The organism is Paenibacillus liaoningensis (genome assembly GCF_059609455.1).
Genome location: NZ_JCAALU010000002.1, coordinates 114,746 through 141,651, shown reverse-complemented (window position 1 = coordinate 141,651; position 26,906 = coordinate 114,746). Strand labels below are relative to the sequence as shown.

The 26,906-nt window shown below is 48.4% G+C and carries 22 protein-coding genes, 11 tRNA genes and 2 pseudogenes; 28 read left to right on the top strand and 7 right to left on the bottom strand.

Annotation, left to right across the window (positions count from 1 at the left end; all coding sequences use genetic code 11):
• Positions 1–15: 15 nt before the first annotated feature.
• The 4 genes from AC6B99_RS03310 to AC6B99_RS03295 all read left to right on the top strand — a co-directional run bounded on the left by AC6B99_RS03310 (position 16) and on the right by AC6B99_RS03295 (position 4,479).
• Positions 16–651 (top strand): MBL fold metallo-hydrolase, encoded by a 636-nt coding sequence (locus AC6B99_RS03310; protein WP_081418765.1) that lies wholly within the window; start codon positions 16–18, stop codon positions 649–651.
• Positions 652–847: 196 nt separating this feature from the next.
• Positions 848–3,124: a Tex family protein gene (locus AC6B99_RS03305; protein WP_496662736.1), complete on the top strand. Its 2,277-nt coding sequence runs from the start codon at positions 848–850 to the stop codon at positions 3,122–3,124.
• A 102-nt stretch (positions 3,125–3,226) separates the two neighbouring features.
• The gene (locus tag AC6B99_RS03300) at positions 3,227–3,691 is read left to right on the top strand and encodes an RrF2 family transcriptional regulator (RefSeq protein ID WP_056034085.1); all 465 of its coding nucleotides are present in this window, start codon (positions 3,227–3,229) and stop codon (positions 3,689–3,691) included.
• 146 nt (positions 3,692–3,837) lie between these two features.
• Positions 3,838–4,479, top strand: a complete 642-nt coding sequence (locus tag AC6B99_RS03295) for a nitroreductase family protein (RefSeq protein WP_056034082.1) — start codon at positions 3,838–3,840, stop codon at positions 4,477–4,479.
• Between the two features lie 182 nt (positions 4,480–4,661).
• On the opposite strand, the gene cmpA is transcribed toward AC6B99_RS03295, so the two are convergent.
• Both cmpA and AC6B99_RS03285 read right to left on the bottom strand, forming a co-directional pair.
• Entirely contained in the window at positions 4,662–4,814 is a 153-nt protein-coding gene (cmpA, locus tag AC6B99_RS03290) for a cortex morphogenetic protein CmpA (protein WP_099516750.1), read from the bottom strand.
• A 78-nt stretch (positions 4,815–4,892) separates the two neighbouring features.
• Positions 4,893–5,243, bottom strand: coding sequence for a hypothetical protein (locus AC6B99_RS03285; RefSeq protein WP_056034079.1), 351 nt, complete (start codon positions 5,241–5,243; stop codon positions 4,893–4,895).
• Between the two features lie 226 nt (positions 5,244–5,469).
• Here AC6B99_RS03285 and AC6B99_RS03280 point away from each other — a divergent pair, with 226 nt between their 5' ends.
• The 7 genes from AC6B99_RS03280 to AC6B99_RS03250 all read left to right on the top strand — a co-directional run bounded on the left by AC6B99_RS03280 (position 5,470) and on the right by AC6B99_RS03250 (position 9,263).
• Positions 5,470–5,952: a SprT family protein gene (locus AC6B99_RS03280; protein WP_442952525.1), complete on the top strand. Its 483-nt coding sequence runs from the start codon at positions 5,470–5,472 to the stop codon at positions 5,950–5,952.
• Positions 5,953–6,007: 55 nt separating this feature from the next.
• Positions 6,008–6,083 (top strand) — tRNA-Asn (locus AC6B99_RS03275).
• 5 nt (positions 6,084–6,088) lie between these two features.
• Positions 6,089–6,177, top strand: a tRNA-Ser gene (locus AC6B99_RS03270).
• An 88-nt stretch (positions 6,178–6,265) separates the two neighbouring features.
• Positions 6,266–6,340: transfer RNA gene (locus tag AC6B99_RS03265), tRNA-Glu, on the top strand.
• A 19-nt stretch (positions 6,341–6,359) separates the two neighbouring features.
• Positions 6,360–6,435: transfer RNA gene (locus AC6B99_RS03260), tRNA-Lys, on the top strand.
• A 28-nt stretch (positions 6,436–6,463) separates the two neighbouring features.
• Positions 6,464–6,548 (top strand) — tRNA-Leu (locus AC6B99_RS03255).
• 993 nt (positions 6,549–7,541) lie between these two features.
• Positions 7,542–9,263 (top strand): DUF4127 family protein, encoded by a 1,722-nt coding sequence (locus AC6B99_RS03250; protein ID WP_496662735.1) that lies wholly within the window; start codon positions 7,542–7,544, stop codon positions 9,261–9,263.
• A 100-nt stretch (positions 9,264–9,363) separates the two neighbouring features.
• Here AC6B99_RS03250 and AC6B99_RS03245 read toward each other — a convergent pair whose 3' ends face one another.
• Both AC6B99_RS03245 and AC6B99_RS03240 read right to left on the bottom strand, forming a co-directional pair.
• On the bottom strand, positions 9,364–10,281 hold the full coding sequence (locus AC6B99_RS03245; RefSeq protein ID WP_056034070.1) for a stalk domain-containing protein: 918 nt from the start codon (positions 10,279–10,281) through the stop codon (positions 9,364–9,366).
• 323 nt (positions 10,282–10,604) lie between these two features.
• Positions 10,605–11,297, bottom strand: coding sequence for an S-layer homology domain-containing protein (locus AC6B99_RS03240; protein WP_496662734.1), 693 nt, complete (start codon positions 11,295–11,297; stop codon positions 10,605–10,607).
• A gap of 897 nt (positions 11,298–12,194) precedes the next feature.
• Here AC6B99_RS03240 and AC6B99_RS03235 point away from each other — a divergent pair.
• The 9 genes from AC6B99_RS03235 to AC6B99_RS03195 all read left to right on the top strand — a co-directional run bounded on the left by AC6B99_RS03235 (position 12,195) and on the right by AC6B99_RS03195 (position 14,475).
• Positions 12,195–12,428 (top strand): hypothetical protein, encoded by a 234-nt coding sequence (locus AC6B99_RS03235; protein WP_496662733.1) that lies wholly within the window; start codon positions 12,195–12,197, stop codon positions 12,426–12,428.
• Positions 12,429–12,651: 223 nt separating this feature from the next.
• Positions 12,652–12,728 (top strand) — tRNA-Glu (locus AC6B99_RS03230).
• Positions 12,729–12,730: 2 nt separating this feature from the next.
• Positions 12,731–12,806 (top strand) — tRNA-His (locus AC6B99_RS03225).
• 4 nt (positions 12,807–12,810) lie between these two features.
• Positions 12,811–12,884 (top strand) — tRNA-Gln (locus tag AC6B99_RS03220).
• Between the two features lie 9 nt (positions 12,885–12,893).
• Positions 12,894–12,966 (top strand) — tRNA-Trp (locus AC6B99_RS03215).
• 23 nt (positions 12,967–12,989) lie between these two features.
• Positions 12,990–13,066, top strand: a tRNA-Glu gene (locus AC6B99_RS03210).
• Between the two features lie 7 nt (positions 13,067–13,073).
• A tRNA-Leu gene (locus AC6B99_RS03205) sits at positions 13,074–13,158 on the top strand.
• Positions 13,159–13,206: 48 nt separating this feature from the next.
• Positions 13,207–13,800 carry a ribonuclease H-like YkuK family protein gene (locus AC6B99_RS03200; RefSeq protein WP_155973055.1) on the top strand — a complete coding sequence of 198 codons (594 nt, stop codon included), beginning with the start codon at positions 13,207–13,209 and terminating at the stop codon, positions 13,798–13,800.
• A gap of 252 nt (positions 13,801–14,052) precedes the next feature.
• A complete protein-coding gene (locus AC6B99_RS03195) occupies positions 14,053–14,475 on the top strand; it encodes a pyridoxamine 5'-phosphate oxidase family protein (protein WP_056034063.1) in 423 nt (140 codons plus the stop codon).
• Between the two features lie 170 nt (positions 14,476–14,645).
• Here the strand turns inward: AC6B99_RS03195 and AC6B99_RS03190 are convergent, their stop codons facing one another.
• The 3 genes and pseudogenes from AC6B99_RS03190 to AC6B99_RS03180 form a co-directional block, all read right to left on the bottom strand.
• The gene (locus AC6B99_RS03190; RefSeq protein WP_496662732.1) at positions 14,646–15,200 is read right to left on the bottom strand and encodes an SEC-C metal-binding domain-containing protein; all 555 of its coding nucleotides are present in this window, start codon (positions 15,198–15,200) and stop codon (positions 14,646–14,648) included.
• A 138-nt stretch (positions 15,201–15,338) separates the two neighbouring features.
• Positions 15,339–16,511: pseudogene (locus AC6B99_RS03185) on the bottom strand (right-handed parallel beta-helix repeat-containing protein); the annotation flags it as partial.
• 120 nt (positions 16,512–16,631) lie between these two features.
• Positions 16,632–17,156 (bottom strand): annotated as a pseudogene (locus tag AC6B99_RS03180) (LamG-like jellyroll fold domain-containing protein); the annotation flags it as partial.
• A 346-nt stretch (positions 17,157–17,502) separates the two neighbouring features.
• Between AC6B99_RS03180 and AC6B99_RS03175 the strand changes: the two are divergent.
• The 8 genes from AC6B99_RS03175 to AC6B99_RS03140 all read left to right on the top strand — a co-directional run bounded on the left by AC6B99_RS03175 (position 17,503) and on the right by AC6B99_RS03140 (position 26,891).
• Positions 17,503–18,585 (top strand): AI-2E family transporter, encoded by a 1,083-nt coding sequence (locus AC6B99_RS03175; protein ID WP_056034056.1) that lies wholly within the window; start codon positions 17,503–17,505, stop codon positions 18,583–18,585.
• A 73-nt stretch (positions 18,586–18,658) separates the two neighbouring features.
• Entirely contained in the window at positions 18,659–19,693 is a 1,035-nt protein-coding gene (gene hflK, locus AC6B99_RS03170) for an FtsH protease activity modulator HflK (protein ID WP_496662731.1), read from the top strand.
• Positions 19,690–20,556 (top strand): protease modulator HflC, encoded by an 867-nt coding sequence (hflC, locus tag AC6B99_RS03165; RefSeq protein ID WP_496662730.1) that lies wholly within the window; start codon positions 19,690–19,692, stop codon positions 20,554–20,556. The genes hflK and hflC overlap by 4 nt, the downstream gene beginning before the upstream one ends.
• A 160-nt stretch (positions 20,557–20,716) precedes the next feature.
• The gene (locus AC6B99_RS03160; protein WP_496662729.1) at positions 20,717–21,493 is read left to right on the top strand and encodes a peptidoglycan recognition protein family protein; all 777 of its coding nucleotides are present in this window, start codon (positions 20,717–20,719) and stop codon (positions 21,491–21,493) included.
• A 141-nt stretch (positions 21,494–21,634) separates the two neighbouring features.
• Entirely contained in the window at positions 21,635–23,380 is a 1,746-nt protein-coding gene (locus tag AC6B99_RS03155) for an ABC transporter transmembrane domain-containing protein (RefSeq protein WP_494859578.1), read from the top strand.
• Positions 23,373–25,202 (top strand): ABC transporter ATP-binding protein, encoded by a 1,830-nt coding sequence (locus tag AC6B99_RS03150; RefSeq protein ID WP_496662728.1) that lies wholly within the window; start codon positions 23,373–23,375, stop codon positions 25,200–25,202. Before AC6B99_RS03155 ends, AC6B99_RS03150 begins: the two co-directional genes overlap by 8 nt.
• 147 nt (positions 25,203–25,349) lie before the next feature.
• A complete protein-coding gene (locus tag AC6B99_RS03145) occupies positions 25,350–26,117 on the top strand; it encodes a VWA domain-containing protein (RefSeq protein WP_056034043.1) in 768 nt (255 codons plus the stop codon).
• A gap of 171 nt (positions 26,118–26,288) precedes the next feature.
• Positions 26,289–26,891, top strand: coding sequence for a TerD family protein (locus tag AC6B99_RS03140; protein ID WP_056034039.1), 603 nt, complete (start codon positions 26,289–26,291; stop codon positions 26,889–26,891).
• Positions 26,892–26,906 lie beyond the last annotated feature (15 nt).

Sequence of the window (26,906 nt, the reverse complement as noted above, 5' to 3'; positions counted from 1 at the left end):
CTGATCATGAGTGAAATGCGAGTTGAGTCATTTGCGCTGGGACCTCTCCAGACAAATTGTTACCTGCTCACGGTAAAGGATGAGGAAACAGGCAAGGAACGGGGCCTCATCATTGATCCGGGCATGAACCCGAAAGGTGTGCTGAAGCGGATTGCCGATACGCATATTGAGGCGATTTTGCTGACGCATGCCCACTTCGATCATATGGGCGGTGTGGATGAGGTTCGCAAAGCGGCAGGCTGCCCAGTTTATATTCACGATCTGGAGGCCGACTGGCTGACGGATGCTGGGAAAAATGGTTCCATGCGCTGGCAGGAAGTAACGCCGCCGCTGACGACCGATCCGGCGGAATACGCCTTGGATGAAGGAATGACGCTGGAGCTGCTGGGCGAGAAATTTCGCGTTATGCATACGCCGGGGCATTCCCCAGGCAGCGTGAGCTTTTTGCGCGGCAACGATCTTTTTTCCGGCGACGTGCTGTTCAGGCTTTCCGTTGGACGTACGGATTTGCCGGGCAGCCGCGAGCGGGATTTATACGATTCTATTCAGGGCAAGCTTTACAAGCTGCCTGATGAGGTTAAAGTATATCCGGGGCATGGCCCGCGGACGACGATTGGCTTTGAGAAGGCGAATAATCCTTTTACGCGATAATCGCTTAGGCTTTTACAAGCAATATAACCGTCAGCCAGCGTGGCATTTGCCGCCTGCGGCTGGCGGTTTTTTGTGCTGAATCCGGTAGCTGTGCACATTTGAAATGTATAGGCGGTTCAATGATTTTGAACACTTGCCCAACATAATGGTAAAATAGGGAGAAGCCCACCTGCGGCAAAACAAGCAGGCTATGAAAATGCAAAAGGACGGTGCGTACCGCTTGGCAAATACGACGACGAATATAACGAGTGAAGCGCTCGATGAACCAACTGGCAAGGTGGAACGGACAGCGGAGCAAATAGCTGCGGAAAATGAACGGATTATTAAAGGCGTAGCTGCCCAGCTGTCTATCCCGGTTACTAAAGTGAAAGCGGCTGTCGCCTTGCTGGATGAAGGCAATACGATTCCGTTTATCTCCAGATACCGCAAGGAAATGACGGGCGAGCTGGATGAAACCGAGCTTAGAGCGATTGAGGAAAAATTGCAATATTTGCGTAATTTGGAAGAGCGCAAGCGTGAGGTAATCCGGCTTATCGACGAGCAAGGCAAACTAACCGAGGAATTGAGCTTAGCCATCAATGCGTCCGTAAAGCTGCAGGAGATCGAAGATTTATACCGGCCTTATCGCCAGAAGCGCAAGACGCGGGCGAGCGTGGCAAAGGAGCGTGGATTAGAGCCGCTTGCCCAGTGGCTTTGGTCGCAGCCCCGTCAAGGAGAGCCGCTCGCCGAGGCAGTTAAATATATCGATGAGGCCAAAGGTGTTCCCGGCGCTCAGGAAGCGCTGCAAGGGGCAATGGATATTTTGGCTGAAAATATAGCGGATGACGCGTCGATTCGCTCTTGGGTGCGAAAGCATACGTTTGATCATTCGCTTATTCGTACCGAGGCACGTGATGCGAAAGCGGAGTCTGTATACGAAATGTACTACAGCTACAATGAACCGCTGCGCAAGCTGCCTCCTCATCGCGTGCTGGCGATTAATCGCGGCGAGCGCGAGGATGTGCTGAAGGTAGCATTCGAATTGTCCACAGAGCGGATTCATGAGCATGTTGGTCGTAAAATTTTACGGAAACATACAGCTGAAGCGGTGCGAAGCGTGCTCGTTGCCGTCATTGAGGATTCGTATAAACGCTTGATAGCGCCGTCCATTGAGCGCGAGGTTCGCGGTGAGCTGACGGATAAAGCGGAGGAGCACGCGATTTCGATTTTTTCGGAAAATCTGCGCAATCTGCTGCTTCAGCCGCCTGTTCGCGGCAATGTCGTGCTTGGCGTCGATCCCGCCTTCCGCACAGGCTGCAAACTGGCGGTCATAGACGATACAGGCAAGCTGCTGGAGGTGGCTGTATCCTATCCGACTGCCCCGCATCATAAAGTAGTGGAAGCGGAGCGTTTAATTAATGGCCTGATTGATAAATATAAAGTCGAGCTGATTGTCATTGGCAATGGGACGGCCTCAAGGGAAACGGAGCAATTTATTGCGAACCTGATTAAAGCCCGCCAAGCTGCGCCTGGTCTCGAGCTGAAATATATTATTGTCAGCGAGGCAGGGGCGAGCGTGTATTCGGCTTCCAAGCTGGCAGTCGAGGAATTCCCTTCGCTTGACGTTGCCGAGCGCAGCGCCGTGTCCATTGCACGCAGGCTGCAGGACCCGCTGGCCGAGCTGGTCAAGATTGAGCCAAAGGCAATCGGCGTCGGCCAATACCAGCATGACGTGAGCCAGAAGCGCCTGGATGAAAGCCTGGGCGCTGTCGTGGAGTCAGCGGTTAACCATGTTGGTGTAGACGTTAATACGGCTTCAGCGTCGCTGCTGTCCTATGTGGCAGGCATTAATGCAACAACAGCTCGCAACATCGTCAAATACCGCGAGGAAAATGGCCGTTTCGTGAAGCGGGCGCAGCTGCAAAAGGTGCCGCGTCTTGGTGCGAAAGCGTACGAGCAGTGTATCGGCTTCCTGCGCATTCCTGAAGCGGCCAATCCGCTGGATGCGACACCAATCCACACCGAGTCGTATGCGGTCGTGGACAAGCTTTTTGCCCATCTGGGCGTTAAGCTGAACCAGCTTGGCTCGGAAGAGCTGAAGCAGAAGCTGACAGAGCTTGATGTGGCTTCCGTTGCTCCTGAGCTTGGCGTCGGGGTTCCAACGCTGCGCGACATTGTGGACAGCCTCCTGCGTCCCGGACGCGATCCGCGGGAGGAGCTTCCCGCTCCTATTTTTCATACCGAGGTGCTGAATCTGGAGGATTTGACAGCGGGCATGGAGCTGCAGGGCACGGTTCGCAACGTCATCGATTTCGGCGCTTTTATCGATATTGGGCTTAAAAATGACGGGCTCGTCCATATTTCCCAATTAAGCGATAAATTCGTGAAGCATCCGATGGACGTTGTTTCTGTAGGGGATACCGTTACCGTCTGGGTACTGACCGTAGATGTGAAAAAAGGGCGCGTTGGCCTTACGATGCGCAAGCCAGGTTAATAAAAGCTTGAAAGACGGACTTGCCGATTGCCGGCAAGTCCGTCATACTTAACAGGGAATATAATGAATGACCCTGTTATGTGACAGAGAGGATGACTATCTATGCAAGCCGAGAAATGCAGCACTTTTCCCCATCATAAATGGTTTGGCATAGCGCTTCAGGCGCTCGTTGTGCTTGCTCATAAGGATCAGCCATGCACAAGCGCAGAAATTTCAAAACGGCTCCAGGTCGAGCCAACGCTGCTGCGTCGCGTGATGGCGGAGCTTGCCCGCGAGGGGCTTTTGGCAACGAAGGAAGGCAAGGACGGAGGCTACAAGCTAAGCCGTTCTGCAGGCGCAATTACGCTCGCAGATGTGTATTTAGCGCTTCAACTAGGCGAGCCTTTATGCAAAGGGCTGGAGCAGACGACTGGAGAGCATGAATTTGGACAGGAAATGCGTCAGGCATTTGGTGAAATTTCTGAAGGAGTCAAAAATAGCGCGCTCGAAATGCTTGGTCAAGGGACAATTGAACAGCTGACGAGACGGGTTTGCGACCTTAAAAAGGTAACAGATAACCAACTATAAAATAGTTAGAAATATACGATTGACAAGTGAGTAGATGGAGGACTATACTATTGCTTGTGTAGCAGATGTTTTTTTTGAAATCAACTGTGTTATATTACGCACAGTAAGAATTGCACTTATATAAACGATATTCGGAGGGAATTATCATGACTGTACAAACACAGCTGGATCAATCTTTTTATCAAGTATTAAGCGATCGCCGCTCGGTGCGCCACTATGACAATACTGCAAAAATGACAGAAGCGGAAATTACGGAAATTTTGGAAATTGCCGCTAAAGCACCGTCATCGTCGAACATGCAGCCTTGGCGTTTTCTAGTTGTAACGGACGAGGAGCTCAAACAGCAATTGCTGCCTATCTCGAACAATCAGCAGCAGGTTGTGGACGCAGCAGCTGTTATCGTCGTGTTGGGCGACCTGGAAATGTATAAGAATGCTGAAAAGATTTACGGTTCAATGGCGGAAGCTGGCCTTATGACCAAAGAGATGAGCGAATCGTTCGCTGCCAACTCGCAAAAGCTGTACACATCCATTCCAAAGGAACGTCTGCATGAAGTGACTGTATTTGATGCAGGCCTCGTATCGATGCAAATTATGCAAGTAGCAAAAGCCAAAGGCTATGATACCGTGCCTATGGGCGGCTACGATCGCGATAAAGTAAGAGCGCTGCTGAACATTCCAGAGCGTTATGCATTGAACATTTTGCTGCCAATCGGCAAAGCTTCCCAAACCGGACATCCGAGTACGCGTCTGCCGATCAACGACATTGCATTTTTCAACAAAATGTAATTCATAATCATAAACGAAGAAGCCTCTGGCAGCCACTGCAATTAGTGGGAGCCGGAGGCTTCTTTTTTTAAAAAAAGATAAGAATGTATAAGCTGCACCCTTATAAATTCTTATCTTTCACCCTAGAAACGGCAGCTTTGCCGCCAGAGGACAGCGACAGCCGTTTACGCTTGCTATGACGCTCAATGGCGAATCGTCAATTCGTTGTTATTGTCCGTATCCTTGGTGCTTTGCTTGCTGCGATAAAAATACCAGCATTCATTTAGCAGCTTAATTTGCCTGCGATCTTTCTTATGAAACGCACGCATCATTTGATTGCACAGCCACTGCGGCATAGTGGATCGCCCTCCTCCCGGTCATCCCTGATGTATTACTACCATATGGGGAAGGGCGAATGTCCGTGCAGGTCCTATTTAGCCGATTTCATCTTCGTACCATTGCTCAAGCTGAGCTTGCAGCGCACGAATTTCCGTGAGCAGCGCAATAAGCGGGTAAGCAGACTCTTTAACAGCCGCAAATTCGCGTTCCAACTCGTTAATGTAGTCTAAGCCCGAAGCAATGCGAATCGAGCTGTCATGGAGCTCTACGCGGTCACATTCAGCAATCGCATATGGAAGCGCAGGCACCTGCTCAGCAGTAAGCTTGTCCAGCTCCTTGTGCAGGCGCAAGTTAAGGGCGCTTAATTGATAGGCATGCGTATCAGGCATTTCTACAAAGAAGACCTGATCATTGTTTTTCATTAGTACAAAACGCATCGTTGGCATAAGATGATTGGATTCTCCCCTCAAAACATTCGCTGCATCATGCAGCTGTTTATTGCTGCTGTGCCATAAAAGTGCATCACTACTTGACAGTGTAGCGTATGGGCTGCAAAAATGCCAGAAAAACGAGTCGGAATTTGCTGCACTTTTTTGGCCCTCTTTACGGTTGTTATTTTATTTGGCAAACTAGAGTGCAAGAGAACAAATGAACAAGGGAGAATCAAGATTTATGGTGCAGACGATGAAAGACGAGGAGCTTCAGCAATGGGTGGAGCGGGTGTCCTTGGAAAGCTTTGGACGGCCATTCAAACATCTGGCAACTTTTAACGGTCGTTTGAAGGCAACGGGCGGACGATATTTTATGAAGTCGCATAATATTGAAATTAGCCCTTATCAACTATCGACGTTCGGAGTGGACGAAACAGAAAAAATAATTAAGCATGAGCTGTGCCATTATCATCTACATATTTTGAAAAGAGGCTATCGTCACCGGGATGAGGATTTTAAGCGGCTGCTTGCTCAGGTGGGCGGTTCGAGGTACTGCCAATCGCTGCCGGAGCGCCGTGTAGAGCCATTTCGGTACAAGCTTGTATGCAAGGAATGCGGGATGGAATACATGAGAAAAAGGCGGATAAATCCTGCAAAATATGCGTGCGGAAAATGTCGTGGAAAATTATTTTTAAAAACGCTTGACTTAAATTCAGATACATGATAAATTATTACTTGTCGCCGCGGTTCACAGGCAACACTGAGAAAAAACAAAATATTCCCTGATAGCTCAGTTGGTAGAGCACTCGACTGTTAATCGAGTTGTCACAGGTTCGAGTCCTGTTCGGGGAGCCACACATGGAGAGGTACCCAAGAGGCCGAAGGGGGCGCTTTGCTAAAGCGTTAGGGTGTAACAGCCGCAAGGGTTCGAATCCCTTTCTCTCCGCCATATTTTTTCTCAAAAGTGATTGTAACGGAAGGCCGTTCAACATGCCGGTCTTTTTTTTACGCCTAATATCACAGTGTGCGACATTTAAGGCCCGTTGGTCAAGTGGTTAAGACACCTCCCTTTCACGGAGGTAACAGGGGTTCGAGTCCCCTACGGGTCACCATTTATTTTTTTGTTAGTGCGAGTCATTAGCTCAGCTGGTAGAGCACCTGACTTTTAATCAGGGTGTCGTAGGTTCGAATCCTACATGACTCACCATCTTTTCTTTTAAGACTTCCCTAAATGTGCGGTAGTGGTGGAACGGCAGACACGCTATCTTGAGGGGGTAGTGTCCAATGGACGTGCAGGTTCAAATCCTGTCTACCGCACCATAACTTAAAACTTCCAGAAGCCTTGATATTCAAGGCTTCTTTTTATTTTAACTAACTTATTGGTTCGAGATGTCCAAGAGGATGTTGTTTTTTTATGATCAATTCTTTTTTTTTGCAATTATAAAGGTTTTCAATGAAATAATGAAGCTTTTTCCGTTAGGGGAAAATAGCTTTTTTATTTTACAGTTATTTAGGGGATGTGTAAGCAAGCTGGAATCGGTCTGCTGCACCTTGCATAGTGCATATTCGAAAGCAATTTCATCTGACAAGGGCAGGGGAACCGCAGTCTGTGATTGTTGGTGAGGCCAGGAAACGAGGGACATTCACTTCTTTTTTTTGGAGGACTGAGGTTCCGCTATTCTGGCTTTTAAATCGATTTCATGCCGTAAGCGGACAGGAAAACCGTTATCGCTCTCATTATCCCGTCAAAATGGCTATTTGCTGCGCATTAGCGGCTCCTGAGTCCGCAGACTATGTCTTAAACATGATTTTGTTAAAATAGCGGCTCCTGAGTCCGCCAATTTTATCTTTATGATGGGGTAACGGGTTACCCCCTGTTACGAAGAACATAGAACAGCCTTTTGGCACATATGTTCACATTTATGAGCTGTGACATTCCCATTATATAGAAGGAATATAATTGATGCTGGCTTCTATCCTAATCTGGCTCGCTTTCGTTGCATACACGCCCTAAGTTAAATTTAAAAATGGCTTGACTTAAGCCAAGCTTGCCTTAGGCCTGACGATTATCTCATTCACATTAACATCAGATGGCTGTTCAAACGCAGCAAAAGGCGCGCGCTCTTCTACTTTTTGGAGCAGCCGCACTTTCAGATGCGGGTTTTCAAGTGTCCTCTCGAGGTGATTGAGAACTGTATTGAAGAATTAAAATATTTTTATGGTTGTTATTCTAACGAAAAGGTTACCTACATAAGTGAAGGTACAAGATATTTCAATGAGAAGTGCCTACCCTTACTTCATGGAGTGATTGAAATGAAAAAAGTATTATACATTCCGCTCGACGACCGTCCAGCGAATTTGGACGATATTATTTTGCAAGGCAAAGCCGCTGGTATTCAAGTAATTGTGCCGCCAGTAGGAGATATTCGCAACCGCCTCGATTTCCACATGACGACAGATGGAACGCTTGTGACCGGTACCTCTGGCCCGACGTTCGGCAAGCCGGAGCATATTCGCCGTTTTATTTTTCATCATGCTTCCAAGGTGGACGGTTTTATTATTTCTCTGGATATGCTTGTGTATGGCGGGCTTATTGGGAGCAGGCGCTTGCGCGCTACTGCTGAAGGTACATATCCTGCATATGACTCGCAGACGACTGAGCTGCTTGATGTTATTCGCGAGGTCAAGCAGGCTTATCCGTATAAGCCTATTTATGTGCTCGATACGATTATGCGGCTTGCCTCTACCGTCTTCGTAGACGGTCTGGCGATGCCAGCCTATACCGAGACGCGTACGCTCATGCAAAAGCCGCGTAAGCCGGAGACGGAGCTGCTGGCTATTTTGAATGGCTACGATATTCAGCCGGATGGAACGAGCTTCCCTGATACCGTCTACGTGGATAAGGAGCAATATTATAATGCGAAGCGCCATAAATTGACGACGACGTATTACATGCTGAATCAGCTCGCAAGGGAGGGCTATATTGATTTTGTCGCCATTGGCGTTGACGATGCCTATATTGACGGGATTCAGGCGAATGAGATCGCTTTTGTGGAAAATCGGATTAATGAGTGGCTTGGCGGCACGGATGGACAAAACCCAGAGCGGGCTATTATTTTGCCGGATGCTGATGGATTAGGACATTCCTTGCTGGCTCGCATGGCGAAAAAACTATATTGTGTGAACGGCAAGCCGCGCTTTGCAATCCGATATTTTGGCCCGGATGGCCGGGCGATTGTGAATCCCTATGAATATATGGATGTTCATCAAAACCTGCTGCGCCATATCGATATTGTGGGCGGGGAAGCGGTGGACAGCTGCGAAGGCATCGAGAGCGATATAGAAATCATTGCGATTACGGCGGTTGACCAAGCGGGAAATGCGGTGAGCCGTGAGGCTGAAAATGCGGCGAATATGCGGCCGACGATTGTGATTGATTTTACAGGCGGCGGCGCGGCAAATGCGGCTGTTACGACGGCGCTGCTAGGCAGCAAATACACGGGCAGCCTGCTTGGCTATAGCGGCTGGAATACGGCCGGCAATAAAATCGGCATGGCACTTGGCATGGCTCAGTCACGTTATGCCTGCCTGACGATGGAGACGCATGCGGCTGTGCTCGATGCGGCCATGGATGCACACGGCTCGCTGCTGTTCAAGCGTTTTCTGAAGGACTATTATTACAAGGTTGTTACAATCGCGGAAGTACGCACGGAGTCTCGCGGACGCTCGCCATATACGAATGTGACTGCGGATCAAAATATGCGGCTGTTCAATTCCACCAGCGATTTTGAGCTGTTGACTGCGCTTTTGCAGGGCCGCATGCAGACGAATACGACAACTCTTGCCCAGCAAAAGGCTTTCGGCATTGGCTCAGCGTCCCCGGCCTGCGCGATCCGTCAAATCTGTGATGGAAGATGGTCGCTTGCGCCATATACCCGTGTCGTTTTGAAGCGGGATAATCCAAAATTTATTTGGGACCGCGCTTTTGAAATTACGGTGGAGCCAGACATCGTTTTGCGAAGACAACATTATTAATATTAAGCAGAAAAAAGCCTGGGTGATTGACATTCCTTATCAAAAGGAAAGGAGTGTCAATCATCCAGGCTCAGTTTTTAGCTAATCTTAAAGTAAAATCTTAATGAATATCAATGCTGCTTAAGCCAAACGATCCGTCAGCGAAAGTTTGATATTTAAAATATACATAGGTGCTACTGTATGCAGAAAAATCTTCGGGTATAAAGTTAAAGCTTACATCCATACTATAAACGCTTTTATAAGGAGAAATACCATCTTTAATATCAGAAACAGTTGCATTTTTCAGAGCGGCTGCATATTTTTTGATCGTGTTTTTATCATTGGCTTTTTGAAGACCTTCTACTGTTTCCTTGAATAATTTTTTTGAATAATCTTTACCCTCGAAGTACTTGTTAGTTTCGGTTTTATCTTCAACATATTTATCTACGTAGCTATTAAACTGACTGTAATCATTTGTTTCCAAAGCAGCTGAGAAATATTTGAGTAGCTGCACTACTTGTGTTTTGTTTTCTTTGCTTACACTGCTCAGAGTCACATTTGCTGGCCAATTTGTTTTAAAGCTGGATGACGATGTGCTGCTAGGAGTAGGCGTTGTAGACGGCTTCGCAGTAGGAGCAGGCGTTGCAGTCGGTTTTGCAGTAGGAGCAGGTGTAGCAGCTGGACTAGTACTTGTACTGTCAGTATCGTCATTATATGGAACACCTTCGTTTGAAGAAGAAGTTCCACTAGCTGTAATTTGAATCGTTTGTGAACTGCTTTCGTATTTGACGCTGGCACCTACAGCCTCGGATACCGCTCTTGCCGGCAAATAGGTGTAGCCGTTATACACAATAGGAGCCATTACTTTGCCATTGTTATCTTTAGGTGTCCAAGAAGAACCATTAACAAGGAATTTAATATCGTGATTGAGAAATACTTGGATTTTCTCGACACCACTTGCTGCAAAAATACCTACTGTTCCAAATACCAAGCCGCATGCTACTAAAGATGATACAAAAAAAGATTTTTTAATATACACTTTATATCCCCCTAAATATGAATGTATAGACAAATAGAACTATATGACGAAGAATAATGAGAATTTAATCCTAATTATGCAGTTATAAAGAACTATTATCTGTTTTTGATTATATAGGATATACGAATAAGAGTATATATCTTTTTTCCTAATTGTTGAACTGGAGGAAATGTTTCAATATTGACTTGCTATAATCAACTATTCAAACAAACACAAAAGCAGCCCACTCCCTTTGAAGAGTGGGCTGCTTTTGTGTTTGTTTCGATGCAGCATTGTGGCAGGCACCAGGAATTTAACGGGATGGGCGGGTAGCGGGCTTGCGTCTACTCGGCGGCTCCCGTTTCCGGCTCGACTGGAGCTGGAGCTGGATGCGCAGCAATATACTCTAGCACATTATAGGTCAAAACCGCTGCTTCTGCGCGAGAAATTTCCTCCTTTGGATTGAGCTTGCCGTCCGCATCAAGATCCGCGATTTTCAACACAAGCGCCCGTTGAACAGTTCCTTGATACTGTACGTCCAGATCGGCTTCATCGGCGAATTCCAAAGGCTTAATGTTGATAAGCGGCAGGTTGTTTGTCACTTCGGCGGCTTTCATCAAATAGTGGATAAATTCTTCTTTTGTCCATGGCTTGGCGGGGTCAAGATCGGCTGGCAGCTCAAGTCGATTATTCGCAGCAATGATTAAAGCGTCTGCATACCAGGCGTCATTGTTAGCTTTAGCGAAGTAGTCAGTCGCTAGCGGCGCTTTGAAAAATCTGATGTTATCGATGTTCAAATTCAGTGCATTCACAATCAATTGAATACCTTGGGCAGCTGTGATGGATGCATCCGGTTTAAACTCGTCGTTACTCACGCCTTTAACGATTCCCCTTTCCTGGAGTGAAGCGATTTTATCTTTAACAGAAGACTGATTAACGTCGGTGAACGGAGTGGAAGCCGCGAAGCTATGGCCAGCAAAAGACAGAGCCAGCAGAGCAGTAGCGGATAACATCACAAATTTATGTTTGATTCTCATTGTATATCACCTCTATGTGAAATTTTTGTTGCCGTTTATACCGTATCAGACGAGACATGACCAAAAAGGTTGCAAAAAACTTTTCCGATATAAAAACGAATCAGCTGAACACCTGTAGAATGCCTTATATTTTTTTGTGAAATGCGTTTTTTCGTTCGATTGCGGCAGTTTACTTGCGTTTTCGTTGAATATACCCTGTAAGCAGCGGATATCCTTTATACAGTCGAATAAATATTTACTGTTGACAGCATAGGATTATTTGCTATAAGATGGGAAACAATTGACGAGGATTAAATGCAATATTAACGGATGTTGTTGACTCCATATTAACTTAATCCATTTAACATAATCAATCGAAGGAAAGGAAGTGCACGGCGCATGTTAACCATTTTATTATTCAATCATGATAGCAAGCTTGAACAACCGTGGGGCTCTGAACAGAGCAGCCATCTTTTTGTGCAGGCCGAAAATGCGAACAGCCCGTGCAGCAGCCTTTCTCCTATATGCTTTCGACGCCAACCGGAAGGGAACCAGGTATTCGCCTGAGCCCCTGGATGGGTAGGCTATTGAAGGGGAGATGAAGGACTACTGCCGCTGAGCAGTAGTCCTTTTTTTTATTTGCTAAAGGAATATTTCAGATGGAGAAAATCATTCATTAACGAAAAATGATTCGATTTTCCGTGTGTCATTCATGAATATAAGGTAATAAAATCAATAATATAAACTATTTTCATTTTTTAAAATAAAAAGGGTTGACTTGTTAAAAGTCGATATGCTAGTATGAGAAGCATCAAGTCGAACATGAATTAAAGCGTTAAAGCATTGAAGTGAAATGCGTGATCGGTAAGCCGATTCCATTGCGAGACCAATAACGAAGAGGAAAGGAAGGTGCAGGAAATGAAAAACACAGCAGAACAGCTTATGAATTGGCAAGCGGAGCTTGATTTACATCAGTATGAGCAAGTGCAGAGCGGAACAGTTAAGCATCAGGCGGATGAACAGCAGCATCCAGCTTTAGAAGAGATGAATGAAAACCTACATGTTGCCTGCATCGAACCGAATATTCGTTGTTTTTGCGTATCGCAGCCGGACTGCTCCATCCTGAACAAAGGGGGAGAAGTGGCAGCCTGATCTTGAAGCACGGGGTAGAATAATTCCGATGATTCATTATCTGTATACGTGAAGACTACTTGCACCCTTGGTGAGTGGTCCGTTTGTGTTTTCTCGTAACTTAGCTGAAGTAGGCTGAAGTCGAGGAGGCAAGGCGGAGCCGAGAGGGAGAAAGTAGTTTTTTTATTGCAAAAACAAGAACAAACGTTCCTTTTTTGGTTTGATTCAGTAGTAATTTAATTAAGGCGCATTCGGCAAGCGGCTAAGCCACACGACTTTCACTCGTGGATACGGCGGGTTCGAATCCCCCATGCGTCACCATGGAGATTATGGTGAAAAGGCAAACACGTCAGGTTGTGGTCCTGATAAGTACCGGTTCGAGTCCGGTTAATCTCCCCAATAATGCCCCTTCGCCTAACGGTAGGGCAACGGTCTTTGACACCGTGCGTCTTGGTTCGATTCCAAGAGGGGCAGCCAATTCGATAGAGGGGGACATGTCCAAGGCAGGCGATTCGGAGTCCAAATCCGAATGAGGCGGGTTCGATACCCGCGCCCCTTGTTTTAAAGCGATTATTTAATTAAGGCGCATTCGGCAAGCGGCTAAGCCACACGACTTTCACTCGTGGATACGGCGGGTTCGAATCCCCCATGCGTCACCATCACTTTGTGCTTCTGGCGGAATTGGCAGACGCGGCGGACTTAAAATCCGCTGTTCATTGGACAACTAAGGGTTCGAGTCCCTTGAAGCACACTAATCCAACTAAAGAAGGGAAGAAGCCTAATTGCTTTACAGGTGACGATGATGAAAATAAGAAAACATCTTCAATTGATTCACGACATGGAGTTTCACAATGTATCGGAAAGACGCCTAAATCTGGAGCAGGTGCATGATCGCATTGTCCGTTTTATGTCGCTTGATCCACATGCAAATTACAATTTCATGATCGGTACCGACTGCCAGGTGCATGCAGGACATACGACGATGATTACCGGCGTCGTTATCCAGCGTGAGGGCAAAGGGGCATGGGCCTGCTATCGGCAGGTCGTCATTCCGCGGGAACTGAAATCCATTAAGGAGAAGCTGTCGCTGGAGACGTCATATAGCGAGGAGGTAGCGCTGTTTTTCGGTGGCGAACGCAGGGCGCAAATGGAGGATATTGTGCTTCCTTTTGTTTACAAGGGCGCGTCCTTTGAAGCGTATATTGACGTCGATGCCGGAACCGATCCGGCTGTCAGCAAGACAGCTGCCTATGTGGCGGAAATGGTACTGCGTGTGGAAGCTATGGGGATGAAAGCTCGTCTGAAACCGGAAGCAATTGTCGCTTCTTCCTATGCGAATCGGCATTCCAAGAAGCCTTACCGCTTCACGGCAAATGATGTCGTTGAAATATAAATAATAGTAAAACATAAATATTCTTGATTAAAAACAAGCAGGCGTATTCATGCGTCTGCTTTACGATTGATGTACGTTTTCTGCACGTTTGCTATACGGCTGGCGCTGGTTGGAGGATAAAGAAAAGCAGCTTATCTAACGGTGCCATGCCAAAACAGAGCTCCGATTAAAAAAACGGCAAAAGGGGTAATCTATGGCAAGCGCGATGCCAGAAAGTCTGGCAAAAGATGAACCTTTAAAGGAGAGATACCGATGCCGAATACAACAAAACAATTGGAGCAGGAAATTATTGATGTGCTGCAAGCGAACCATGTTTGCTCGTTTGCTACCGTAAATGGCGATAAGCCGATGGTGCGTTATATGGCACTTTTCCATGATGGACTTAACTTATATTTGGCGACAAATCGCGATACGAGCAAGGTTGATGAGCTGCGGGCTAACCCGAATGTTCACATTCTTGTCGGATACGATGGCAAGCCATCTACCGATATTGTTCAAATTCAGGCTCGTGCCGAGTTATGTGCGGACGACAAGCTGCGTGAGAAGCTATGGAATGAAAACTTTAAGCAGTGGTTTGATGGACCTCACGATCCGGAATACATTATTATAGAAGCGTTCCCGGAGTATATTGAATACTCGAGCGACGGTGGCGAGACCAAGGTGTGGCTGCAATAGCATCAAATAACACGAGCAATTAACTAGGCTATGCACAGGAAAAAAACAAACGAAAAGAGCCTGCTGCTTTCACTTTCATGTGAAGGCGGCGGGCTCTTTTGCTGCAATAGACGATCCGTAGCTAGAAGTGAAAAAGCTGGCTGCTTAAGCCGAAATCCGGGGGCCCTTGCTTAAGCCTTCACAAGCTCTTCCTGCTGCGCCTGCTCCGCGCGCTCAGCATCGCCAGCGGCTGCAGCTTCAGGCTGCTCCGCTTGCAGCTCTGCATATTGCTCCATAAAGAAGCTGGTCAGCTCGGTGCATTTTTTCGATAGAGTAGATACGGATACGCTGTACTTCTCGGCAAGCTCGGCTTTCGAGCTTGGAATGCTTTGAATTTCGCAAATCAAATATTCCAAAGCCGCGCAGTAAACGCCGGATTTACGGAAGGAAGGTTTATTCGCATCCGTATACTCTTTCCACATAAACAGAGCAAGGCTAATTTGGGCAGGCGTGTAGCCGTCCTTCATTTGTCCAGCCAGCTCACGGGCAAGCTCTCCATAGGACGGTGCTTCCCACACGAGCTCTTGATCCAGCAGGCGCTCGATATCCGCGTACGATTGCAACCCCCCGGAAGCTTGCGCCGCCGCCAAGCGGCGCTCTTCCTCGCGATCAAGCTCGATACAGCATTTTTTATATTTACGGCTGCTGCCGCAGTGGCATACATCATTTCTTCCTGGCTTTAACATGTTAAGTCTCCTTAGGCAAAAAGTTAATCGCACATAAGGAGCCACAAGGGGCAGCATTCACTTATGCACCCTTACCATGGTAGCGGTTTTGAAGCATTCAGGCAAGGGGCGGCCGTAAATTCCTGCTCTTATTTATGTCTAGCGGGCACCGATATTTGTACCAGACGGCGTGCCGGAGCCGATTAAATCGCTGCCAGTGGCCAGCTTGAGGAAGTTGCCAAGATTCGGCGATCCGTCTGCATTTCGGGTAACGGTTGGGGTCAAGCTCACGAAGTCAGCAGCGCTTGCGAGCAGACCTTTGCCGTTCACGCTTGCATTGCTTTTCCACCAAACATTGGTATTGGAAACGTCAGTGCCGCTAGTTTTATCGCTAGAACTGCCGCTGAAGCTCAAGTTGTTGGTGAAGGTGTGTGTGCCTAAATCAAAAGCGAAATTGCTTTGTCCATTGCTCCACGAAGTATTGTTTTTCATGGAAATGGAGCCTGGGTTGCTGTTATAGGTGAAGCCATGCTTTTTGTTTTGGAAAGCGATGCTGTTTTCTACAATGTGATTTACAGCAATTTTTTCGCCGCCCAGCTTGAAGCCATTGCCATCGCTGTCAGTTGTCGATGTACCGTCGGACGTTTGGCCATTTTGATAGGCGATGCTGTTGCGAATCGTTACAGCGCCAATGGCTCCAGTATCGGTTTTTGAGTAGAGGTCCCAGCCGTCATCCACGTTATTCGCCGCAATACAGCCGTCGAAAACATTGCCCGGGCCAACAGTCAGCTTCGCGGCAAAGCCGTCTGCATCTTCCCCGTTATCCGGATCATAGTTGTCGTGGGAATAAGAATTAATAATTTCATTGTAAGCTGGCCACTCGCTGTAGCCGGCCGTGGATACATATCGTCCAAGCTGCAGACCCGTATCGCGGTTATGATGGGTTTCTACATTTTCAATGCGGTTGTAATTGCCGCCAATATAGATGCCGTTATCGCCAGCACCCTTCACTTCAAGTCCTTTCACAAACCAGTAATGGCCGTTAATTTGCAGACCGCGGTTCGTAGAGGCAAAAGCTTGTGCGGAAAAGTCCAGCACAGGCTTCTCGCTGCCATAAGCGACAAGTCCTTTGCGTGCACTAACAGAGCTTCCGCTATTCGTGCGCTCAATTGTTACCGTTTCGGAAAAAGCGTAGGTGCCGCCGCGCATATAGATCGTTTTGCCCGGTTGAATTTGCGTAAGTGCTGCTGCAAGCGTAAGCGGGCTGCTGATCGTGCCGCTGTTGCTAGCAGAGCCATTCGCTGCTACGAATAGATCGCCCGTAGCTGGCGTTGGTGTAGCGGATGGTGCTGGTGTAGCTGTAGGTGTCGGAGTTGCTGTAGCTGTTGGTGTTGGCGTTGGAGTTGGAGTTGCTGTCGGTGTTGGCGTCGATGCCGAATCCGACACGATGACATTGTCGAATTTAGCAGCCGTCTTAAAGCTGACGAGACCAACAGCACCTGAGGTCAAACTGGAGTCAGTAGCCGTCAGCACCTGCGTGCCATTCACATGCATGGTGATTGCTGAACCAGACATCGTGAGTTTAACCGTATACCATGTACCGGCAGCAATGGGATAATCGACGGTTGCAAGAGTAGTTGTGGAACCGCTTACTTTTTTGCGCAGTTCAAGCTTGCCGCTGCCGCTGTTATAAAGCGATGCCGCATAAAAATTATTGCCATCCTGGTAGCGTCCGGCTACATAAGTACGGTTTGTTCCATTAAAATTATCAATTTTCACTTTGGCTTCAACGCTGTAATCCGTCCAGGCCTGATTTCCTGCGGAAGTGCGGCCCTCTTCGGAGCTTGTTTGGGCATAGGTGTAGGAGCCGCTATCCTGTACGACCGACCATGTACCGCTTGTCGACGTCCAGCCGGATGCTGTGCCCGTTTCAAAATCAGCGCTGTAAAGCGTAGCCGCCTGAACTTTACCGAGCATGGATGTAAAAGGAAGCGCGAGACAGAAGCAGAGCAGGAAGGCGAGTGGTTTGATCCCCTTTTTCTTAAATAGCATAGTAGTGGACATTACATTAAGTTCCTCCTTTGTAATCGCTTAAATTGTATTTTATTCCAATTAACCTCCTTGGACACATCGTAAGGAATGAAAGCGATTCCAGCAATAATCATTACCTCACATGTTGTTTTAGCCGCGAAAAATGCGGCTTTTTCGATAGACGGTCTATTTACCGAACGCGCAAGCCAAGCTTGTCATTTGGTTTCAGGAGCAGGGGAATGGGTAAGCATAGATGATAGGCACGACTAAGCGACAGAGGGGAAGCTTTATTATGCGTTTAACCCGATTGAATCAAATTTTTGTCAGCATCGTATTGGTGCTGCTTATTTTGTATTTGTTTGCGCGCAACTCCGCCTTTTTTGACCCGATTATGCTAGCGCTGAAAATCATCTTTGTACCGATCGTGCTGTCGGTATTTTTGTATTATTTGCTCCGCCCATTGGTCGCGCGCCTGCATCGCTGGAAGCTGCCGAAGCCGCTATGCATTTTGCTCCTATATGTGCTCGCGGCTGCGCTCATTACGCTGCTCGGCATCGTCGTATGGCCGATATTGCAGCGCCAGCTGACGGGTTTGCTTGAGCAGCTGCCAAAGCTGGCGGATGATTTTCGAAGGCAGCTGGACCAGCTTCAGAAAAATCAAATCTTGTTCGGGATTGATCTGTCGAAATTTGATTTTGCTGGCTTTAATTTAATGGATAAAGCGGGGCCCTATTTAACGAAAAGCATTGCATCGGCAACCGACTATATGAAAAATGCCTTTTCTGTGCTCTCCAATTTTATAATTGTCGTATCTACGGCGCCACTGCTGCTTTATTACATGCTGATGGATGACCGGGCCGCGGTCCATAAGCTGCTGGATCGGGTCCCTGGGCGATATAAAAACGGTTTGAAAGAGACGCTTCAGGAGATGGACAAAGCGTTGAGCGGCTTTATTGTCGGCCGGGTTACGCTTTGCCTGCTGCTTGGCGGAATGGTGCTCGTTGGCTTCCTTCTAATCGGCGTGCCGTATCCGCTTGTTCTCGCGCTCCTCATTGCTTTCATGAATATGGTTCCGTATATTGGGCAAATTTTGGGGCTTATCCCTTGTGTGATCGTGGCGTTTATCGATGAGCCTTCGTCGGTCATTTGGGTTGTCGTCGTCATTATGCTGGCCCAGCAGATTGAAGGCAACATTTTGTCCCCGTATATTTATGGGCGAAAGCTGGACGTTCATCCCATTACAACGCTGCTGCTTATTCTCGTCTCAGGGGCGCTCGGCGGCATCATCGGCATCATGGTTGCGATCCCGGTTTATTTGCTTGTGAAGATCATCGTCGTGCGGATTTATAATCGCTGGGAAAAAACTGTCACCTAATAGGCTCCCTTCACGTATGAACAGATTAGGTTTGTTCTCATTTTGTTCATATAAATAGAAGGGAGAGGTTTAATTGAACACTGAAATAAACAGACCGCAAGGAAGCCAGAAGCCGCTTAATCCAAAAACGGTAAAAAAGGCGATCATCGGAGCAGCCATCGGCATCGTAGCCGTTACGCTCGGATTTTCATCTTTTTATACGGTACAGGAGCAGGAGCGGGCGGCGATTTTGACATTTGGACAGTATACGGGGGAGTCGACGGCGGGGCTGCATTTTAAGTTTCCATATCCGATTCAGCAAGTTGTTACGGTGCCAGCTGAGCTGGTGCAGCGCATTCATATCGGGTACCGCCAAAATGGCGATAGCGTGACTCCCGTTGACGACGAAGCGCTTATGATTACCGGGGATGAAAACATCGTATCGGCCGACGCCGTCGTCCAGTGGAAAATAAGCAATTTGCATGATTATTTGTACAATATTGATGATCCGGAGCGTTTCCTGCGCAATGCGGCAAGCTCCTCCATTCGTTCGGTTATCGGTTCCGAGAAGCTCGATTATGCGATTACGGACGGGAAAACCGTTATTCAGGATAAGGTGCGGGAGAAGCTGCTGGAGCTGCAGACGAAATATCAAACCGGCATTCAAATTATGGACATTAAGTTCCAGGATATTGAGCCGCCGAGCGGCCAGGTAGAGGAAGCGTTCCGCGAAGTCACGAATGCCCGCGAGGAGAAAAATACAAAGATCAACAACGCGGCAAAATATGAAAACGATCGCATTCCGAAGGCGCGCGGCGAAGCACAGGCACTGCTCGAAAATGCCGAGGCAGAGAAAAAGTCGCGGATTTTGAACGCCGAGGGCGACGTGGCGAAGTTCAATGCGATTTTTGCCGAATATAAAAATAATCCAGACGTTACGCAAAGCCGTCTTATCCTTGAGACGCTGGAAAAAATATTGCCGAACGCGCAAATTTTCATTACAAACAGCAATGGAGATACGGTGAATTACTTGCCGCTTAATGAGCTGCTCCGCAGCAAAAGCGCTTCTAGCAGCTCCAGCAATTCGCAAACCCCTGCTCCGCAGGCGGAAGGGGGCGTAACGCCATGAAGAAAAACCAGTTGATGCTGCTAGTTGGCCTTGTGCTCATCGTCATTTTGGGCGCAGGCTCGATGTATATCGTAAAGGAAGGCGAATACAAGGTCGTGCTGAAGTTTGGCGAAGCGGTACGGGTTGCCGAAACGCCGGGCCTCAAGCTGAAAATTCCATTTATCGAAAATGTATCGCCATTGCCGAAATACCAGATGACGTACGAGAGCAATCCAACGTCGATTTTGACGAAGGATAAGAAGCCGATCATCGTGGACAATTATACCGTTTGGCGCATTACGAATCCGGAGCAGTTTTTGAAAACGGCACAGACGGTAAGCGCTGGTGTCCAGCGTATTGATGAAGCGGTGTACAATTCGGTGCGACGCAAGCTGTCTGAGGTGAATTACGATAATATTATTAGCGAGCAGACGGAGCGCGGCAATATTAATGATGAGATTACGCGCGACGTAGCCGAGGCGCTGAAGCGTGACGATTATGGCGTTGAGGTAATCGATGTGCGTATTAAGCGTACGGATTTGCCTGAAGGCAATAAGCAAAGCGTGTACAATCGGATGATTTCCGACCGTCAATCCATCGCGGCGCGTTATTTGTCCGAGGGCGATGAGGAGTCGCGCAAAATTACGGCGAAGGCCGACCGTACCGCAAGCGAGCTGATGTCGCAAGCACAGGCTGACGCGAAAAAAATCATTGCCGAGGGTGAGCAGCAGGCGGCGAAAATCTATAATAAAGCATACGGGCAGGACCCGGCGTTCTATAATTTCTACCGGACGCTGGACAGCTATGTGACGACGCTCAAAAATGAGCCGGTCATCATGCTGCCAATCGACTCGCCATATGCGAAAATATTGCTTGGCAAATAAAGAGCCAGCTTGTGGCTGAATAACGAGGCGGGGAAGAGCAGCACTCTTCTCCCCGCCTTTTTTTGTCGTCCTCAGGCAGGTGTACAAACCAATTGTGGTGCTGCTGCACTTCCTAATAGGAGCGAGCGAATGATGCTTGCACCCGAAGGGAGGGTGAACGATGGCTGAAAGGATACAGGATTTTATTCCAGCGGGCAGGAACAATCGTCCCGGCATCGCCATTCAAGGTCCGAAATATGTGACGGTACATGATACAGCGAACAGCTCGAAGGGAGCGGATGCGCTTTCGCATGCCAAATATTTAAAAGGCAGTGCCGCCGCAGCTTTGCCCGTGTCCTGGCATTTTACGGTGGATGATACGAGGGTCGTGCAGCATTTGCCAGTGGCCGAGCATGGCTGGCATGCAGGCGATGGCAATGGGCCGGGCAACCGCAGCTCAATCGGCATCGAAATTTGTGAAAATGCCGATGGCATCCGCAGCAAGGCGGAGGCGAATGCAGCGGCACTCATTGTCGGATTGCTGCGCCAGCTCGGACTGCCGATTACGGCAGTCGTCCAGCATAACCACTGGAGCGGCAAAAACTGTCCGCATACGTTTCGGAGCCGGCCGGGCGGTTGGGAAAGCTTTTTGCAGCAAATTAAAGCGCTGCTGGGCGATCCAGTGGAGCCAAAACCAGAACCAGAACCAGAACCAGAACCAGAGCCGGAAAAGCCGGAAGAGGAGGGGGAGCCCATGACAGATGCGGAGCGCCAGCAGTTTGATGCGGTGGTGAAGCGGGTAACCGAGTTAGAAGCAAAGCACAGCATGGCGGTGCCAGCATGGGCGAAAGCAGCGGTTGCGGCTGCGGCAGCAGCTGGAGTCATCGACACGCCGGAAGGCGGATCGCTAGACTTTTATCGCGTGCTGACTGTGCTGTATCGCAAAGGGCTGCTGTAGGCGGCAGGCAGAGGCTGAGCGCAGAGCGAAGGCGGCTCAAGCGAGCCGTCTTTTCGTCATTTTCGACCCAAAAGGGGAATAAACTGTTACAATGGATACTATAGCAGTAAATAGTTAGCCGGCAAAGGAGTGATGTGCAGAATGAAAAAAGGGCGGATTTTAGTCGATTTTCTAAGACAAAGCTGGCCTTTGTATGCAGTTGCCGTTCTGCTGCATGTCGCATCCAGTATCATTCAGGTGTTCTTCCCGCAGGTGCTGGGAAGGTTTACGGATGCGCTGCAAAATAACGGTTTATCGAGCGGGCTTATTCAAAACTACAGCCTGCTGCTGCTCGCCATTGGCGCGAGCTATGTTGTGCTGGCTTGTGTGGCGCAATTTCTCATTATGTACATTGGCAGACGTTTTGAGCGATTGACACGCGGCAAGCTGTTTGTGCATTTTACCGGACTTAGCGAACGTTTTTATTCGAAAAATGGCGTCGGCAAGCTGCTGAGCTATGTCGTCAATGACGTCACTGGAGTGAGGGAGTCGATCTCGATGGGCGTCAATCAGACGGCTAGTGCGGTGACGCTGTTTTTCGCCGTCGTGACAATGATGCTTTACAGCGGCATTCCGCTGTTCTTGCTAGCCTCGTCCATCGTGCCGCTGCTGCTGATCCCGTTCATCGTAACGAGATTCGGGCCAGTTATTATGCAGCGCTCCAAAAAAGTGCAGGCCTCGCTCGCTACGATGACCGAGTCAGCGGAGGAGCAGTTCGGGGGCATACGCGTCACGAAGAAGTTTGCTGTTGAATCGGTAATGAATGAGCGATTTTTCACAACCGTAGATCAAATCAAGGACAACCAGCTTCGTCTGGTCCGGGTTTCTTCGATTTTTCAGGCGATTATCCCCTTTCTCGGCGCTTTGTCTTTAATTATAGCCATTTCGTTAGGCGGCTACTTAACGGTGAATGGCGAGCTGTCGCTGGGGCATTTTGTAGCATTGACGCTTTACATACGGATGCTCATGAATCCGCTTCAGCAAATCGGCACTGTGATTAATACGATGCAGCGTTCGCGGGCCTCATTGGAGCGGCTGAACGAGCTGCTGTCAGAAACGCCGGATATTCAGGAAAGCAAGGCGGCTGCTTCGCTTGATTTGCATGGCAAGAGCATTCATGTTGCGGGACTGTCTTTTACTTATCCGGGGGCTCGCGAAGCGGCACTGCGCGATATTCAGCTGGACATTCGGCCAGGCATGACGATTGGCATCGTGGGAGCGACCGGCAGCGGCAAGACGACGCTTATGAAGCTGCTGCTGCGCACATATGAAGCGCCGATGGGCACCATTCGTTTTGATGGGACCGATATTCGCGACATTACGCTTGAGAGCCTGCGCAGCCAAATTGGCTACGTGCCGCAGGATGGCTTTTTATTCAGCACCTCCATTCGCGATAATATTGCTTTTTCGGATCGGGGGCGTGAAATGGACGCTGTTGAGGAATCGGCAAGGCAGGCGCAAATATTTGAAAATATTATGGCATTTCCCGAGCAGTTCGAGACGAAGCTTGGGGAACGCGGGGTGACGCTGTCCGGCGGGCAGCGCCAGCGAACGAGTCTTGCGAGAGGCTTCATTAAGCAGGCGCCGCTTATGATTTTGGATGACAGTGTCAGCGCTGTCGATGCTGTAACCGAGACGGAAATTATGAATACGGTACGCAGGATGCGCAAAGGGAAAACGACGATTATTGTAGCCCATAGAATTAGTGCGATCAAGCATGCCGATCAAATTATCGTCATGAAGGAAGGGACGATTGCACAGCAAGGAACCCATGCCGAGCTGTCGGCGAAGCCGGGCTTATACGCATCGCTGTGCGCGATTCAGGAGGAGGGAGAAGCAGATGGCTAATTCCATTCGCAATTGGGAAGCTGACCAGAGGGCTGATCAGCAAATGGGTCCAAACCAGCCGAAGCCAGATATAAAATATATGTCGGCATTTCGGGCATTATCCGCCTTTGCTAAACCCCATAAATGGAGCTTTACGCTAATCTTCTTCTGTACGCTGCTTGCTATAGCGGCGGATTTGCTCCAGCCCTATCTAGTGAAAGTGATTATTGACGATCATTTGATGGCGGGCAAGGGGGAGTATCGCTCCATTATCGGTATAGGAGCCTTGTATTTGGGCTTAGCAGCTATGAGCCTGCTGTTTACCTACCTGCAAAACAATATGCTGCAATACACAGGGCAAAGCATTGTGGCGAAGGTCCGCAAGCAGCTGTTCGAGCACATTTCAAAGCTGTCGATGTCTTATTTTGACCGCACCTCAAGCGGCAGCTTGATTACCCACGTTTCCAGCGATACGGAATCGCTGAATCAGCTGTTCAGCCAAGTGCTGATGAGCGTGCTGCGCGATGGCATGACGCTGGTGTTCATTATATTTTTGATGTTCCAATTGGACGCACAGCTGGCGCTTTATTGCTTGCTTCTGCTGCCGATTATTGCGGGCATCGCCATCGGTTTCCGTTCTTATATGCGCCGGACCTATCAGCGGGCGCGGACGCAGCTCTCCCGGCTCATAGCTTTTACTGCTGAGAACTTAGCCGGAATGAATCTGATCCAGGTTTTTCATCAGGAGAAGGAGCAACAGCGAGAATTTACGGAGCGCAATGAAGGTTATTTCCGGGCTAATATGAAGGAAGTAAAGACGCAGGTATGGTTTCGCTGCTCCTTCGATATATTAAGTAATCTGTCTATTGCTTTCGTTACGTGGCTTGGCGGCATGGCGGTGCTGAACAAGCAAATCGAGTTCGGCGTCCTTTACGCATTCATTACGTATATTCGCCAGTTTTTCCAGCCGCTTAATACGATTACGCAGCAGTGGAATACGCTGCAATCGGCAACGGTTGCGGTGTCCCGTATCTGGGGCATATTTGCGCTTAAGCCGGAGGTGGAAAACAAGGCGAAGCCGCGTACGCTTGCGAAAGCGCAAGTACGTGGCGATATTGAATTTGATCATGTTGTATTTGGTTACGGCGATCGGACGCCTGTCATTCAGGGCTTGTCGCTGCATATCCGGTCAGGGGAGCGAATTGGCATCGTCGGCACGACAGGGGCAGGCAAAAGCTCGCTGATTAGCCTGCTCTGCCGTTTCTACGATGTTCGCTCTGGCGGCGTGAGGATCGACGGCACGGATGTACGCGATATCGAGCAAGCGCAGCTGCACCGCATTGTCGGCCTCGTTCAACAGGAGCCCTATCTTTATTCTGGCAGCGTGCTGGATAATGTGAGGCTGTTCGATATGGACATTGATGAGGAAACGGTTATGGAGGCGTGCCGCCTAGTTGGGGCAGATGCTATTATCAAGCGGATGAGCGAGGGCTATAATACGCGGTTGTCCGAGCGGGGAAGCGGCTTGTCTGCTGGCGAGCGGCAGTTGATTTCCTTTGCACGAATTATCGTATTTCAGCCGAAAATTCTCATTCTTGACGAAGCGACGGCGAATCTGGATTCGTATAGCGAGCAGCTGCTGGAGCAGGCGCTTGCGATCGTCTCGCGAGGACGGACGACGATTATTATCGCACACCGCCTTTCTACCGTCATGAAGGCTGATCGCATTATTGTGATGCGCAAGGGCGAAATTGCCGAGCAGGGCACGCATGCAGAGCTGGTGAGACGGCATGGGTACTACGAAGAGCTGTATCGCCATTCGCGGGGCAAAGTATTCGCTTGAGCTGATTAAATGAAGCAAAAAATGGGTAATGATAGCGGGTATGCGTTATGTCGAAAAAAGTAAAAAACTAGCAATGCACTTTGGGATTTTTGTCATTTTATATTAGATTTGATATAGTTAACAGTATCAAGCTAAGGAGGGATCTCTTTGAGTATTGATCTAAGGAAGCAAGCGGAAGATAATTTGATCGATTTGAAGAAGAAAGCAACGATTTCCTTAACCAAGCGGGGGCTGAATGGGCAGGTTGCCCGAGTAGCAGCCGTGTTCGATATTTCCGGTTCGATGACGAATTTGTACAGAAGCGGCATTATTCAAAAAACAGCGGAGCGCGCGCTTGCGCTTGCGATGAATTTTGATGATAACGGTGCGGCGGATGTATTCGCTTTTGGACTGAGCAATCATGAAATTGGGGAAATTTATCAAGCGAATTTTTATCAATTTGTAGAGCGGGAAATTACGAGCAAGCATAAGCTTGAGATGGGCACGCAATATGCGGGTGTCATGAAGCAGATCGCAGATTTTTATTATCCAGGGGCGCTGAAGCTTACCCGCAAGGGCGGTTTTCTCGGCTTGGGCGGCCGGACGGAATATGAAATTGATGCATCCAAGATTAAAAATGACCCGCCCGTGTATGTCCTATTTTTCACAGATGGGGACAACTCCGACAAAGAGGAGACGCGCGAGCTGATTCGCGGCTTGTCAAGACTTGGGATCTTCTTTCAGTTTGTCGGCATAGGCAATGAGCGTTTCTATTTCTTGGACGAGCTGGACAATCTGGATGGTCGTTATATCGACAATGCAAATTTCCTCAAGGTGAAAAACCTCGATAAAATTTCCGATGACGATTTGTATGACAGCTTGCTTGTTGAGTTTCCGACATGGCTTAAAGAAGCGAAAGAAAAACAATTATTCTAAATAAATGACATGTTAATCCAGTACATTCTTCCCTTTATAAAATCTTTATACGTTTCGCCAAAATTCTCTGAAACTTGTTGGGCGCTACATGCGTAGAAAAGGTAGAATCAAAACGAAAGCCACGGATGACGAAGCTGCTTCGCCTGATGTGGGAAGGAGGTGACCTCGAACATGAGTATTAATCTGGTTAAGGGACAGAAGATTGATTTGACTAAAGGAACCTCCGGTCTTACCAAGCTGATGGTTGGTCTTGGCTGGGACCCAGCGGTGGAAGAGAAGAAAAGCTTCTTCGGAATGGGACGGAAGCAGGCGGCTAACATTGACTGTGACGCTTCGGCTCTAATGCTGAATGCGAGCGGAAAGCTGGCAAGCCGCGAAAGCCTCATCTGCTTCTATAATAAACAGAGTGCCTGCAACTCGGTCATTCACTCGGGTGACAACATTACGGGTGAAGGGGATGGCGATGACGAGCAAATTGGTATCGATTTGGCGAAAGTGCCAGCCGATGTGGAGAAAATTTTAGTCGTTGTCAACATCTATGAAGCGGAAGCAAGAAAGCAGGATTTCGGCATGATCCGCTCGGCTTATATACGGGTCTTAAATGCGAATAATATGCAAGAGCTGGTTAAGTTTAATTTGACGGATAATTACTCCGGCATGACCGCTCTGATTACAGGTGAGCTCTACCGTCACAATGGCGAATGGAAATTCAACGCTATCGGTGAAGGAGCCCAAGCGCCACATATTGATATTTTGGCGGCGCGATACAAGTAATACCCAATCCCATAA